The sequence below is a fragment of the Aquimarina penaris genome, from assembly GCF_040786285.1.
GTDB lineage: Bacteria > Bacteroidota > Bacteroidia > Flavobacteriales > Flavobacteriaceae > Aquimarina.
Map to the genome: position 1 here is coordinate 234,283 of NZ_JBFMKQ010000004.1, position 16,128 is coordinate 250,410.

At 33.7% G+C, this 16,128-nt stretch carries 8 protein-coding genes; 4 read left to right on the plus strand and 4 right to left on the minus strand.

The genetic code is table 11. The features are described 5' to 3' along the window. Positions 1-157 precede the first annotated feature (157 nt). Complete coding sequence (locus tag ABW637_RS17980; protein WP_367586111.1) at positions 158-1,783, plus strand: long-chain fatty acid--CoA ligase; 1,626 nt, start codon at positions 158-160, stop codon at positions 1,781-1,783. 66 nt (positions 1,784-1,849) lie between these two features. On the opposite strand, the gene ABW637_RS17985 is transcribed toward ABW637_RS17980, so the two are convergent. After that, positions 1,850-2,479, minus strand: coding sequence for a LysE family translocator (locus tag ABW637_RS17985; RefSeq protein ID WP_367586112.1), 630 nt, complete (start codon positions 2,477-2,479; stop codon positions 1,850-1,852). A gap of 76 nt (positions 2,480-2,555) precedes the next feature. Further along, positions 2,556-3,113 (minus strand): dihydrofolate reductase family protein, encoded by a 558-nt coding sequence (locus ABW637_RS17990; protein WP_367586113.1) that lies wholly within the window; start codon positions 3,111-3,113, stop codon positions 2,556-2,558. Positions 3,114-3,510: 397 nt separating this feature from the next. Between ABW637_RS17990 and ABW637_RS17995 the strand changes: the two genes are divergently transcribed. Continuing rightward, positions 3,511-4,719: a cytochrome-c peroxidase gene (locus ABW637_RS17995; RefSeq protein WP_367586114.1), complete on the plus strand. Its 1,209-nt coding sequence runs from the start codon at positions 3,511-3,513 to the stop codon at positions 4,717-4,719. 183 nt (positions 4,720-4,902) lie between these two features. Here the strand turns inward: ABW637_RS17995 and ABW637_RS18000 are convergent, their stop codons facing one another. Both ABW637_RS18000 and ABW637_RS18005 read right to left on the minus strand, forming a co-directional pair. After that, positions 4,903-8,832: a family 16 glycosylhydrolase gene (locus ABW637_RS18000; RefSeq protein ID WP_367586115.1), complete on the minus strand. Its 3,930-nt coding sequence runs from the start codon at positions 8,830-8,832 to the stop codon at positions 4,903-4,905. 38 nt (positions 8,833-8,870) lie between these two features. Next, entirely contained in the window at positions 8,871-10,922 is a 2,052-nt protein-coding gene (locus ABW637_RS18005) for a cellulase family glycosylhydrolase (RefSeq protein ID WP_367586116.1), read from the minus strand. Positions 10,923-11,607: 685 nt separating this feature from the next. On the opposite strand from ABW637_RS18005, the gene ABW637_RS18010 reads away from it, so the two are divergent. Together ABW637_RS18010 and ABW637_RS18015 are read left to right on the plus strand one after the other, a co-directional pair. After that, positions 11,608-13,185: a solute:sodium symporter family transporter gene (locus ABW637_RS18010; RefSeq protein WP_367586117.1), complete on the plus strand. Its 1,578-nt coding sequence runs from the start codon at positions 11,608-11,610 to the stop codon at positions 13,183-13,185. Then, a complete protein-coding gene (locus ABW637_RS18015; RefSeq protein WP_367586118.1) occupies positions 13,186-15,996 on the plus strand; it encodes a helix-turn-helix and ligand-binding sensor domain-containing protein in 2,811 nt (936 codons plus the stop codon). It begins immediately after the preceding gene. The last annotated feature ends 132 nt before the right edge of the window (positions 15,997-16,128 follow it).

The window sequence follows — 16,128 nt, forward strand, 5'->3', positions numbered from 1 at the left end:
TTTTTGACTTTTGAGGTGTAGTTTACAATAGTTAAACCTGTAGAGATCATCTAAAAATCAAATTAATTTATTAGTATGTTGCTACTGTTTTAATTAACAGTTGATTTTCGTAAATTTAAGTTTTGATTACTACTCTTATAACTTAAAACCACCTATCATGAAAGGACAAATCATGTCTTACCAGCTTACTACTAATGCTATTTTAGAGTATGGTAATAGCGTTTTTCCGCATCAATCAATAATTAGTCATTTACCCAATAAAACAAGACATGAGTATAGTGTTGCAGATCTCTACAAACGATGTAAAAAACTTTCCAATGCCTTGATTACTAAACTAGGGGTTAAACGTGGAGATATGATAGGTACTTTTGCATGGAATCACTATCAACATGTTGAACTGTATTATGCGATTCCGGGTGCAGGTGCTATATGTCATACCATCAATATTAGATTGTCTGAGCAACAGATAGAATATATTATTAATAATTCTGAGGATAAAATCATTTTTGTTGATGCTTCTTTGGTCCCAATGTTGGAGAAAATGGCTTCGCTTTTGATTACCGTAGAGCATTTTGTGATTATTAACGCTTCTTCTGGTTTTAAAACTACATTACCTAATGTTGTTGATTATGAAGATTTATTAGAAGGTGTGTCTGATGATTTTGATTGGATAAAGAGTGAAGAAAATGATGCTTGTGCAATGTGTTATACCAGTGGTACGACCGGTCAACCCAAAGGAGCCTTGTATTCTCATCGTTCTACTTATCTTCATGCATTAAGTATTATGTCACCCAATGCAGGGTGTTACAGTGCAAATGATACCATACTTTTAATCGTACCACAGTTTCATGTGATGGCATGGGGGTTTCCGTATATGTGTTTATTAGCGGGAGCAGCAATGGTACTTCCGTCAATAAATCTTCAACCAGATGCAATAATAAGTATGTTAGAAAAAGAAAGAATAAATAAAGCCAATGGTGTGCCTACCATTTGGCTTGGAGTATATGAAGCATTAAAAAAGAATCCACCCAAAGAAAAATTGGCGTTAGAGGAATATCTCGTAGGAGGATCAGCATTACCTCAAAGTCTTATTGAAGGTTTTGAAAAAGATTTTGGAGTAAAGGGAGTACACGCATGGGGAATGACAGAAACATCTCCTTTAGGAAGCATATCAAGATTACAACCCAAACATAAAAACTTACCGCCAAAAGAGCAATTAAAAATACGAGCCAAGCAAGGGATAGAAATACCGGGGATAGAACTAAGAATAGTACAGGAAGATGGCACCGTAGCTCCAAGAGATGGGGTTGCAGTAGGTGAGTTAGAAGTACGAGGTGTATGGGTTATTGATTCATACTATAAAACGACAAGTAGAGAAAAATTTTCTGATGATGGGTGGTTTAAAACCGGTGACGTAAGTACAATAGATGCTGATGGATATATGGAAATTACCGATCGCACTAAGGATCTTATAAAAAGTGGCGGGGAGTGGATATCTAGTGTCGCCATCGAAATAGCAATAATGGGTCATGATAAGGTAATGGAAGCGGCAGTTATAGCAATACCCGATAATAAATGGGTAGAACGTCCGCTTGCAGGAGTTGTTCTAAGGAATAAAGAACAAAAAGTTACCCCAGAAGAATTAATAGCCTTTTTAGGAAAAGATTTTGCTAAATATCAAATTCCCGAACATTATGTGTTCTTAGATGAAATCCCTAAGACCAGTGTGGGGAAATTTAATAAAAAGGAAATGAGACGCCTTTATTCAGAAGGGAAATTATAAGTTACTGTCTTATTATTCTTGTGTTTTAATGTTTTTTGTTTGCTCGATGAATCATGAGTTTTCATCCTAATTATTAGTTCTCTTTACCATCGATAACATCAAACCACTAAAGATTAATAACGTTCCAATAATTTTGTTTTGCAAATGGATTTTCTCTCGATTCTCGAGGTATCTTTTTAATTTTGAAGCGAATTTGACATATACTAATAAACAAATTCCATCAATTGCTAAATAGGTAATTCCGAGAACAATAACTTGTGGCGTGAATGCCAAATTTTGATCAATAAACAGAGGAAAAAGAGCTGCAAAAAATACAATTGCTTTTGGGTTTGAAGCAGACATAAAAAACCCTTCGCTATAGAGCTTTAAAAAGCTTTTTTCCTGTTTCTTTTTTTTGAATTCTCCAATTTTGGGAACTGAAATGATTTTTACTACCCCCATGTATATTAAGTATCCAACACCCACCCATTTTATTAGGCTAAAAATTTCTCCAGAAGAAATTACTATCGATGCCAACCCCAGAGAGGATAACATTATTTGTATAGAATTGGCAGAAAGATCTCCCAATATTGTTCCTATTGTTTTTTTAGCCCCATGACTCATGCTGTTAGCCGAGGCTAGTAATACACTTGGTCCAGGGGTTACACCAATTACTAAAACTGTCCCGATAAAAGAAATCCAAAGTGTAGTATTCATATTGATAGCTTATTAATTGGTTAGTGGTTTATATATGGTTGATACGAAGTAATAATTATACGTTTTACGGTATATGTTATTCTTCTTTTTTTACTTCATACCATAATTCTACCATTCCGTCTTTGTATGTTGTAACGTCTTTTAGATGCAATAGCTGTTCTTGGCCGATGTAATCAAAAAATAGTGTTCCGTCACCCAAAATAATGGGCATGATCGATATTATAATGTCGTCTGCCAATTTCAGACGCATAAATTCTTTGGTCATCATTGTTCCTCCAACCATCCATATATTCTTATATTTTGACTTTAGTTGGTGATTTACAAGTTTTTCCAGATCACCTGAGTAAAATTCGACATTTTCTTTGTCAACCATCAGATCTCTATGGGTTAACACGATAACCGGGACATCACCATAGGGCCATCCAAGTTTTAGTGCATGTTCATATGTTCGAGAACCCATAACATAGCAGTCTATGCTTTTGATGAACTTTGCCACATCTTCTTCGGTAAGGACAATCCCTTTCTCGTAATTATCAGTCGATTGAAGCCATGAAACTGTCTGGTCTTTTTTGGCAATAAAGCCATCAAGACTCGAAACCATATGTATTGTCACTTTTGATGTGTCTGTTGCCATTTTTCAAATATCAACAAGAATAGCATAGTTAGTAATTGCTATTATTTCTATAAAAATAATAATTACCAATAAAAATATTGGTCAATTTTGTCTGATATCTGAAATAACTGTATTTAAAAGCGGCACCGATAGAGTCAAAACTGGTAATCATAGATGTTTACGTTTAATATTAATCTGGTTAGTATGTATAAGAATACCAATTCTCCAAACTCTTATCTTTTTTTGAATGACCCAATTACATCTTGTATTGAAGCTTCTTATGAATTCTTAATAAAATGTTAACTATATGTTATAATTATGTATTTTTGTTAAAATAATTAACAAAATAAAAAAGACACTTGACTTTTTAGACTTTCTATAGTCTAACTAGAAGTAATCAATTTTAAAGCCCTAAAATATGAACTTAAAAAAAATAGTATTGTCTATGTCTATAGTCACATTAGTTTCTTGCTCTGGTGATGAGGACGGCTATACGGATATCTCAAATGAAAATTCGGATACTACCGAAAACCCTACATTTACAGGAAGTTTAACCGTACTTCAAAATGTTTTTGGTGATAATATAGATCCTAATAATTTGGATAATTATGCGAATCAAGTTGTTCCCAACTATGTTACCAAGGATAATACAGGTGGTAATACGATAACAGATGCTAAAGCAACACTAGGTCGAGTTTTGTTTTATGATAAAAACCTATCTGTTGATAATACCATTGGTTGTGCAAGTTGTCACCAGCAAGCCTTTGCATTTGGTGATAGCAATGATGTAAGTACAGGAGTAAATGGTGTAACGGGTAGACATAGTATGCGTTTAATTAATACAAGATTTGCCAGAGAAACACGTTTTTTTTGGGATGAACGTGCTAATACATTAGAAGAACAAACTACACAGCCTATACAGGATCATGCCGAAATGGGCTTTAGCGGGCAAAATGGAGATCCGGCACTATCAGATCTTTTGATAAAGTTAGAAGCCTTGGATTATTACCAGGAATTATTTCAGTTCGCCTATGGCAATACTACCATAACCGAAGCACGTTTACAAGAAAGTATGGCTCAGTTTATTCGCAGTATACAATCTTTTGATGCTAAATATGATGTAGGTAGGTCAGTTGTTCAAAATGATAATCAGCAGTTTCCTAATTTCACAGCACAGGAAAATGAAGGAAAAGATTTGTTTTTTAGACCACCAAACGAAAATGGAGCAGGATGTATAACGTGTCATGCTGCACCAGAGTTTGATATTGATCCAATGAGTTTAAATAATGGTGTTATTGGTATTTTTGCAGATGCCACGGCAACCGATCTTACGGTAACCAGAGCACCAACCTTACGAGATGTTTTTAATAGTTCGGGAGTTATTAATGGGGCATTAATGCATGATGCCAGTATGGCTTCTGCAACTGATGCTATAGAGCATTATAATGATATTGATGCTACGGGAAATACAAATTTGGATAACCGTTTGCGTGGAGGACCAGGAGGTAATGGGCAGAACCTTAACCTAACTACTGCAGAAATTCAGGCGCTCGAAGCATTTATTAAAACACTATCAGGGACCAGTGTGTATACAGATACAAAATGGAGTGATCCTTTTATCAATTAATTAGTATTGGTATTTAGAATATGAAGTGATTTAGGTAATATTATTTCATGATCCAGGCAAAGTACTGTTTTAAGAATCACTTAACTTTGTTTCAAAAAAGAAGCGAGCTTCATTTCTGAAACTCGCTTTGTAATTCACATTTTTTGTGATTCATTCGTGACCTCGGCTGGATTCAAACAGGAACTATTTTTTCATTAATTTAATGCTTTGTTTTTTAGAATTTCCGTACAGGTTTAAAAAGAAAAGACCTTTTTCATGATTTCTTATATCCAAATTGATATTTAACTCTTTAGGATTAATTTTTTGTTTTAGAACTATCTTTCCAAGTATGTCAACTATTTCAAGATTATTAAAGTTATGTGTTGTGGATAATTGTATTTGTACTTTATCTAATACAGGATTAGGGAATACCAATACATTCTCTTTCAGATCATTTTTTGACTTTGATACTCGTAATGCATTACATTGACCAGCAACAAAATTATGTCTGGAATTAGCTGTGTTATTTTCACCTCCTGTCGACAAACTATACGTATAATAGAAATAAATAGTCTCACCTTCTGATGCATTGATTTGGTATGCTTCATTTGGGCTTACGATATATCCAGGATATGAACCTGTAGCCGATGTTCCATAATATAGAATACAAACAGTATCACCAGTTCCTGTAACTTCTGGTTTGAATGTTATTGTAGGATTTATCACATCTGATGAAATCTCATAGCTATATTGACCATTAGCAGCAACTCCTGAACAAACTATACCTCCTCCAGGGATATTTGTTGCTTTTTTAAATTCGATGAAATTGATATTCAACCCCGGAGAATCAAATACAATTCGTATCTCGTGTGTTCCGGATGTGATAAGAATATTTTCTGCAGTAACGGTCTGATAATTTTGCCAATTCCCTGTGTTTGGAGTAGAAATTACTTCTGTAATAGGAGAACCATCCAATTCTAAATGAAAAGAGCCATTTCCCCCAGGTGACGCTACTCTAAAATCAATATCATAAGTATTTGATGCTTCTGTAGCCTTAATATCATACGCTAACCATTCGTCAGCATCAATCCAACCAACATTATACAATCCTGTTTCATCACCTGTAGTTTCAATATCTACATCATCTTGTCTATTATATGCACTGCCACTATTTCCTGGAGTTGAATCATTATAACCAACTCCCGGACCGCCAGGCTTATAATCTTCGGCCTCTAAAATACCAGGGATATTGGTATAAGAAATAGGAGTATTGTTAGTTACTTTGATAGTAGCAGTACCCGAAATTGAACCACTTGTAGCGGTAATACTAAAACCACCTACCGAGGAACTCGTGTATAATCCATTGGTGTCTATTGATCCTCCATTGGTTGTCCACGTGTATGCTGCTGATATGGGATCGCCGTTTTGATCATATCCTTGAGCCGAGAATTGTTGTGTTGTACCTAAAGTAATTTGAGTAGCCGAAGGGGTTAAAACAATACTGGATAACACCGGATTAGGCTTAGTAACGTCTTCTTTTTTCAGAATACGCAAATTATCCATGTAAAAGGTTTCTCCAGATGCTATACCTGGATTAAAAAGAAAAACAACACTATCAATCTGGCTATCACTTACTACCAAATCTGGGGTTGCTGTTAGAACAAATTCAATCGTATGCCAGGTATTGGTTTCCTCAACTTTAGCTTGATAAATACTATGTCTTCCGATAGGATAATTTTCACTGGTGGATAATGTTCCAGCTTCTAATTGCCAACTTACAATGGTTCCGATGGGAGCAGAAGTGTAAATATCCATAGCAAACCTTTTTTCTTCAGCAACATATGCACTGGCATCATTTATAAAGGATGTATCAAAAAATAAAACATCGTAAAGCTCACTTATATCTCTTGAATATTTACCGGTTTTTATAGACGAATTTATAGTATTGGGTGATGGGTTATTGGCTGCAAATTCATAAGTACCTGTTGTTGTAGGATTGTATACCAAATTATTAACGTTCTCAAAATCCTGAATCATCTCTAGGAAGTTATAGTTTGCAGGTAGTTTTGTTTTTCCTATTCTGAAATTGTCGATGTAATATGTTTCTGAAGTATTAGAATTTGGATTAAACAATATCGAAATTTCGTCAACTGCTACACCAGATGTTGCTACATCTGGGGATGAAGCATATGCAAATTCAATCGTATGCCAGGCATTTTGAGCCTGAACCACTCCTATATATTGGCTATTTCTTCCGAATGGAAAATCATTTTCAGAAATCACCTGATTTTCTAAGCTTAATGTTATTTCTGTCCCTATTGGCGCAGAAGTATATAGATCCAAATAAAAGATGTTATCACCTTCTACAAAAGGAGTACTATTTTCAATCACATTGGTAGAAAAACTAACGACATCATAAAGCTCTGTAGCGCTTCTAGTATAACTAGCGACATTGCTACTAGCGTTAACATTGTTTGGGTTTGGGTTAGGTATTTTTGGACTATACTCTCCGTTTTCAAAGAAAACAGTTAATTGATCTATATCTTCATAGTTTGAAATAATTTCTTCTTCTAGTAAAATTGCTTCAGGAACTTGCATTTTTCTGAAATTATCAAAGTATACAATATGGTCAGTATTACTATTTGAATCAATCAATACGACAAATTGATCTGTTTCAGAGGCATTAACATTGGTGTCGGGTCGATCTAATAATTCAAATTCTAGAGTTTCCCATTCATTTGTTGTATTTGTTCTTGCAATATATCTACTATGTCTTCCTGCAGGATAAGTGTTTGTTGATGCCGAGCTATTTTCAATTTGTAGCATAAACTCGGTTCCTATAGGTGCATTACTATACACATCTACCCAAATCTCCTTTTTACCGGATACAAGTTCTGATGCATTTCCGATATTAGAAGATGATATATAAAGTCCGTCATAGATTGCTCCTGATGATCTTTGGTATTTTCCAACGAGTTGAGAAGTATTTATACTATTTGGACCTGGATTTGTAACAGATTGATTTAGAATACCATCGGTGACCGATGTGTAGGATATATTTCTGTTCGCATCAAAGTCTTCATAGACAAAGTCTAAGGACCTTTTCGGAATTACTTCCACATTCATTTCTAAGGTATTCTGATCACAACCCGGAGTATTGATTTGCACGAATACATTTCCACCACTAGTACCCCAATCTACCGTAATTGAGTTAGTGCTCTGACCTGAAGTAATTGTTGCGCCATTCGGAACTGTCCAGCTATAAGAAGTATTATCGCTAGGGGTAACCGTATATCTTTTATTAGATGTTCCTGTCTCAACTCTATTATCTCCAGTTAACTCTTGGCTCAAGGTACCATTGTACACCCTAACATAATCAACTTCCATTTGGGTAGGATAATCAGACGGGGTTGGCTGAATGTTACCTGTATAGGGTGTACCTGGGCCACCAACTGCAACATTAAGTATGATATACCAATCTCCTTGAGAAAAAGGCCAGGGATCTACTGTGTTTGCAGGAGTTACTGTATGGTATAATTGATTATCTACATACCATCGTATCTCGTTTGGTTCCCATTCTACAGCATATTGATGAAAACCCGCAGAAAGATCTAGACCGGCACTATATTCCCTACCATTAAATCTCCAACCTCCATTAGAGTAATGAACCGTACCACCAACTTTTTCAGGATTTTTATGTTGGGCCTCCATAATATCGATTTCACCAGTAAAGGGCCAATTTCCATTTTCGGGAAGCATCCAAAAAGCAGGCCATATTCCGCCAGCCGAAGGGAGCTTAATACTGGCTTCATACCTTCCATATCTTGAGTTGAATTTCTGGGAAGTTGTAAGTTTTGACGATGTGTATTGTTTACCACCAAAGCTTTCATTTTTGGTAGTAATAATAAGCTTTCCATTACTTAGACTAGTATTTTCTGCTCTATAGTATTGTTCTTCTGCATTTCCCCATCCACATAGACTAGGGCATCCGTCTCCAATATCAAAACGCCATTTGCTTTGATCTACTGAGTTGCCTGAAAATTCGTCACTAAAAATTAGATCTGTACACTGGGCTCGAATATTCAACACTAGAAGTAATAGTAGTAGTGTTGTTATAAATACTTTATTTTTCATAATAGGAGTTTACGTTATTTCTTCTGATGATTTTATGGCTACTTTTTTGTGAATTGAAAAGATCTCTTTTGTGATCCATCAATTATTGTGAGGATATAGTTGCCGCCCTTTAAGCTTGAAATATCTATTTTATTGTGTTCAAAGTTTATTTTGGACTGAAGAATAGCTCTTCCGGTAAAGTCAGAAATGTAGATTAAAGACGTTTCATCTATTCCTGTTACATTTAGAAAATCTTCAGCAGGAATTGGATACAATCTGACAACAGTTACATCGTTTTCATTCAAATTAGTAGTAGGAATTATTTGAAACCAATTGATATTCCAATAATTACCGGTAGCCATTAATCGTAATGTTTGACTTCCTTTGGAAAGATTGATTATTCTTGTTACAGTTTTCCAGCTTTGCCACCCCCCTGTAGGAGATTCATTAACAGATGTTACTATTGTATTTCCGAGGAGAAGATCAAATTTAATATTTTCACTAGAGGCCGCTACTCTAAAATTGATTGTATACTGTGCGGTTTCAGGTACATTTAAACGATGATCCATATAATCTCCAGATTCAATATAACCTGCATTTTGTCCACCACCAGTATCTGTTGTAGCCTCAAATCTTATACCAGATTGGGCGCAAAAGTCTTCAGCTTGAATTAAGCCGGTTATAGATTGACCGTTATCTGTACATGGTCCTGGAGGTACTACATTTTTAATAATTTGAAACCAGTTGATATTCCAATTATTACCTGTTGCGGCTATTCTGAATGTTTGGTTTCCAGCAGAAAGATCGATCGTTTCTGTGACTGTTTTCCAATTTTGCCAACCTCCCGTAGCAGAGCTATTCACAGAGGTTATCATTGTATCTCCGGTGAATAGATAAAACTTAATAGTTTGGTTAAATGCCGCTACTCTAAAATTGATTGTATACTGTCCAGTTTCTGGTAAATCCAAACGATAATCCATATAATCTCCAGATTCGATATAACCTGCATTTTGCCCGCCACCAGTATCTGTTGTAGCCTCGAATCTTATGCCCGATTGAGCGCAAAAGTCTTCAGCTTGTATTAAATTACTAATATTTTGACCATTACCTGTACACATAGTAGGAACGGTTGTATTGTTCCAGTTTTCAATAATATTTTTTAAATAAAAACCGGTCTCTGTTAGGTTATTTGCAAGAAGACCTGAAACTCCAGCATTACCTGCTACAACAGAAGCTCCTTCGACTTTATCACTTACAGACCAATTTGCATGACTAATATGATTGTCCTTCAAAAATTGCATCCATTTTTCGGTTTCAGGTTTGTCAGCGCCCCCATCTCCATTGGCATTAACAGCTCCCCATTCTGTTACAAATAGGGCTATTCCATTATTCATAGCTTTTGTAGCTTCATCTCTTAAGAATTGTTTGTGGTCACCTGCATAAAAATGTAGGGTATATGCAATGTTGTTTTGCGTTAAAGGGTCATTTGAAGCGTCTACTACTTTTTGTGACCATTGAGGTGTACCTATAATAATCAAATTATCGGGATCAACTGCTCTAATAGCATTAACTACTGCGTTTGCATAGGATTTCACAGTACTCCAAGATTGAAAAACGGGCTCATTATATACTTCATAAATAACATGATCATTATTACCATACAGTTGCGCCATTTCCGTAAAAAAATCAATCGCTTCTTCTTGGTATTCTTCGGCTTTATGAGTATGCCAGTCAATAATAACATAAATACCTTCTGCAATTGCTGCTTCTACTACAGCTTTTACTTTGTTCTTTTCTCTTGCTGAGTTTGTGATGTAACCTCCTTCTTCTTCTACACCCATAGCCGCTCTAACGATATCACTTTTCCACTCCTTAGCAAGGTGGCTTACCGTATTAGAGTTGTAAAATTTTCCGCCGACATCCCAGTTACTCCAAAACAAGCTATTACCAGCAAGGCTTAGAGGTTTGTTGTTTTTGTTGACTACTTTGTTACCTAAGACTCTTAAGCGGCCGTTTTGATCTACAATAGATTGCCCTTGTGCACAATTGGGAATAAGATAAGTTGCAATAAAAATAACCAAATAGATTACACATGTTTTTTTTGATTTCATAATTTTGGTTTATATAAGTTAGTTAATTCTTTAAGTAAATGTTAAAATTTTGTTGTTTCAAAAATACTCTAAAGAGGTAGTAAAAGAATCTTTTGGCACCACTACAAAAAACATACAGTATTGCTACAATAGAAATTGTAAACAGGAATAAAGTGTTTTAAGCCCTTTGATTATGAAGAGTTTTGAAATCAATTTAGATTTCGTGACACATCAATAAAATATAATTCTGTGTAGATATGTTCTAATTTTGTATAGGTAATGTTGTGTGTTTTTGTGTTTTTATTAAATGCAATTGGAGTGGAAAGTGTTAAATTTTTACAATTCTGCTTAGCATGTATTTTTTAATAGAATTGTATTATACTGATATTATGTGTTTTATGAATTTTTTTGATATGTATGTAGAAAGGTTTCTTATGATAAGAAATAAAAATATATTGAATTTTCGATAATTATTAGATCGACTATGTTCCTATTAGATTAAAAATTTAGTGACAAGATTGATGAATTGAAAATGTTAAACTAGGAATAAACCCTGAACTGATAGAAAATTGATGTTGAGCTTTTTTAGAAAGCTCCGAAATAACTATACAAAAACTATACAGCAGTACTTTTTTGATTCAATATCTACAATTTTTATAGTAATATCTAATATTTTTAGTGATTCACAAATTATTAAAATTTTAACATGAGTATTATTTCATTCGTAGGATTTACACTTTTAGTGGCAATTATATCATATATAGCGACCAGAAAAACTGATGAGACATCATCAGAAGGTTATTTTTTGGGTGGGCGTAGTCTAACAGCTGTAGTAATTGCGGGGTCGCTATTACTTACCAATCTATCAACAGAACAAATAGTAGGGCTTAATGGCCAGGCATTTACAGAAGGTATTCTTGTTATGGCATGGGAAACATTGGCTGCTATTGCTATGGTAATTACGGCAATTTTCTTATTACCTAGATACCTTAAAGGTGGAATTACAACAGTTCCTCAATTTTTAGAACGACGTTATGATACTACAACAAAAGCAATTACCTCAGGGTTATTTTTATCAGGATATGTAGTGGTATTTTTACCGGTTGTTTTGTATACAGGCTCATTAGCAATTACCACAATGTTTGATATTCCTGAGTTATTAGGAGTGTCAAAAAACGCTTCGATATGGATTTGTGTATTTGGTATAGGTATTACGGGGTCTGTTTATGCAATTTTTGGGGGCTTAAAAGCTGTAGCAGTTTCTGATACGATTAATGCAATTGGATTATTGATAGGAGGAATTATGATTCCGGTTTTTGGTTTATTGGAAATAGGAGAGGGAAGCATTTCTGAAGGAATTACTATTTTAATGACAACAAATCCAGATAAATTTAACGCTGTTGGTTCTAGTGAGTCATCTATTCCTTTTGCTACAATATTTACAGGAATGATGTTAGTACAACTATTTTATTGGGGTACAAATCAAGCAATAATTCAGAGAGCATTAGGAGCTAAGAACCTTCAAGAAGGTCAAAAAGGGTTGTTATTAGGGTCTTTTATAAAAATATTAGGTCCAATCATTGTGGTTTTGCCTGGTATTATTGCTTATCATCTTTTTGGTTCAGAACTTGCCACTGCAGATGAAGCCTATCCTAAATTGGTAAGTAGAGTATTGCCTCTTTCTTTGGTCGGATTTTTTGCTGCCGTTTTATTTGGTGCAATACTAAGTTCGTTTAATAGTGCATTAAATAGTTCTGTTACTCTTTTTGGAATAGATATTTATAAAGAATACTTTAATAAGGAAGCAACTGAAAAAGAGGTGGTAAAAGCCGGTAAGAGATTTGGTGTTTTATTGGCAGTTTTGGCAATGATAGTTGCTCCTTTTTTGGCAAACGCAGGCAGTATTTTTGAGTATTTACAAAAGATTAATGGATGCTACAGTATCCCAATATTGACAATTATAGTAGTGGGGTATTTAACAAAACACGTTCCAGCAATTGCAGCAAAAGTTGGGATAATTTCAGGTGTATTCTTATACGTACTTTACATACTACTTGATGAATTTATATTGGTTGATATATTGCCGCACTTCTTGCATGTAATGGCCATCCTTTTTGTACTTAATATAGTTATTATGTTGATAATTGGTAAATTGTATCCTAGAGAAAATGCTTATAAGCAAGAGTATACCATGGAAGTTGATATTACCCCCTGGAAGTACACAAAAATAGTAGGCGCAATTATATGTTTAATTGTAATATCCACATATATTTATTTTAGATAATTGAAATATCATATAAAAATATCCCTATTATTATTTCTGCTTCTGCTTTCTACAATAGCAGAAGCTCAGGAATTACCGCCAATAGAAAAGTATTTGCCAGAAAATTATGGAGGTGAGACTCAAAACTGGTCTATTTCTCAGGCAGATAACAAATACATTTATGTAGCCAATAATAGAGGTTTATTAGAGTTTAATGGTGCAAATTGGAACTTGTATCCTACGCCAAATGAGACAGTAATGAGATCTGTACACGTGATTAATGATCGTGTTTATACAGGTTTTTATATGAATTTTGGATATTGGAAAAAAAATGACTTTGGTAATCTGGAATATACATCGTTAAGTGATGTTATAGAGGATCGTTTGATAGAAGACGAAGAATTTTGGTATATCGTTAATCAGGAAAACTGGGTCTTGTTTCAATCACTAAACAGGATTTATATTTATAATGCTGATACTGGTGAAATTGATATCATAGAATCTAAAGCAGGTATGCTTGGTATATTTAATGTTAATGGCGTAATTTATTATCATGACATAGATAAAGGAATTTTTAAGATTGAAAAAGGTAAACCAATATTGGTTACTGATTTTTCTATTGCAAAAAATAATAAAGCGATTAATATCTTCGAGACTCATAATGGAATTCTAATACTTACAGGCTCTAATGGTTTTTTTGAGTTTTCTAATAATAGTATCCGTAAATGGAGCACTCCTGCAGATGAATTATTAAAAAAATCAACAATATTTAGTAGTATACAACTAAAAGACAAAAGCTTTATTTTAGGCACTATATCTAAGGGACTCATTTATCTTTCTTCAAAAGGAGAAATAATATATCAGGTCAATCAGAGCAAAGGATTAAGCAATAATACGATTTTGTCATTATTCGAGGATATTGAAGAAAATATATGGCTGGGGTTGGATAATGGCATTAACCGCATTAATATAAAATCTTCGATAAAGCTTTTTAATGATGCCAAAGGTAATATAGGTACCGTATATACTTCTGTAGTTTTTAAAGATTTTCTTTACCTGGGAACCAATCAGGGGTTGTTTTATAAAAAACTGAATGTTGATGAGCAATTCAAGTTTATTGATGGTACTAATGGTCAGGTTTGGTCACTTTTTATTTATGATGATTCACTTTTTTGTGGACATAATTTTGGAACTTTTCTTATTAAGAATAATGTACCTAGATTAATTTCTGAAATACAAGGTGGCTGGATTTTTAAAACCATTCCAAAGCACTCCGATTTGTTGTTGCAAGGTACGTATAAAGGGCTCGCTATATTAGAAAAGAAGAGTGGCAATTGGGGAGTAAAGTATAAAATAGATGGGTTTGATTATTCGGCAAGATTCTTAGAAATATACCATGATGAAATATGGGTGAATCATGAAAAAAAAGGAATCTTTAGAATCAAAGTAGATGAGCAATTTTCAAGAATACTTGGGATTACTAATGACTCTTTACTTGAGATGGGAAAAAACTCAAATGTAATAAAGTACAAAGGAAATATTCTATATGCACATGAAGAAGGTGTTTTTTCTTATAACAAAGAGGAGAATAGGTTTGAGAAAGAAAATGTGGTAAACAAAGTTTCAGGCAACGAAAATTATAACACAGGTAAACTTATAAAAGATAATATTGGCGGATTATGGAGTTTTTCTAAAGATAATATCGGTTACATTTCACAAAGTCAATTTTCAGATGATTTAAAAATTACCGAAATACCAATTCCAAGATCTTTGAGAAAAGAAATGTTTGGTTTTGAGAACATAACTCATATCAGGGGTGATGAATATCTATTAGGTACAACCAATGGCTATATGATTTTGGATGTGTCTAAAATCAATTTTAAAGAACATTCTATTATATTAGACAAGGTATCTGTTAGGTTTAAGGGTTCCAAATTTAAGGAAGTGCCTTTTTCTAAAGAACAACCTCTTTTTGAATCCAATCTTAATACAATTTCTTTTACCTATACTATTCCAGAATATGATGAATACTTAATTTCTAAATTTCAGTATAAACTAGAAGGCTTCTATGAGGACTGGAGCAGTTGGAATACCAAGTCAAAAATTGTTTTTGAGAATTTACCATTTGGAGAATACACCTTTATGGTCAGAGCTAAGACAGGTAATACACTAACAGAGAATATAGAAGAGTATACATTTATAATAGATAGACCCTGGTATTTGTCTGTGTTAGCAATTATAATGTATTCCTTGTTATTAATTGTTATGCTGTTTTTAATACATCGAGCATACAAGCGCTATTATACCAAACAAAAACAAAAATTAGTAGAAGAAAACAAGAAACAACTTGAACTCAAACAATTAGAGAGTGAAAGAGAAATTATGAAATTGAATAATGAAAAGTTGACTCAGGATATAGAAAGTAAAAACCGAGAATTAGCTTCGTCAACTATGAATATTATTAAAAAGAACGAGATTTTAAGCACCATCAAAAAAGAACTTCAAAGATCCGAAAATGAAAGAGGGGATTTTAAAAATGTAGAGCGAATCATTGATAGAAATTTAAACAATAAAGACGACTGGAAACATTTTGAAGAAGCTTTTAATAGCGTTGATAAAGATTTCTTAAAAAAGCTAAAAGCAAAGCATTGTGATTTAACTCCTCACGATTTAAGATTTTGCACCTATTTACGACTTAATTTATCTTCCAAAGAAATTGCGCCTTTATTGAATATTTCGGTAAGAAGTGTTGAAATTAAAAGATATCGTTTAAGAAAAAAGTTAAAATTAGAGCATTCTGATAGTTTAGTAAACTACATCCTTGAGATTTAATACTACAACATCTTCATATAATACCTTAACATTACCTATACTTTAACGTTGTAGTTGAACTATAATTTAAGATTTTCTGCATATTTTTTAATACACATTATAATAGTATTACTTCCTGTTTTTAATGGGGTT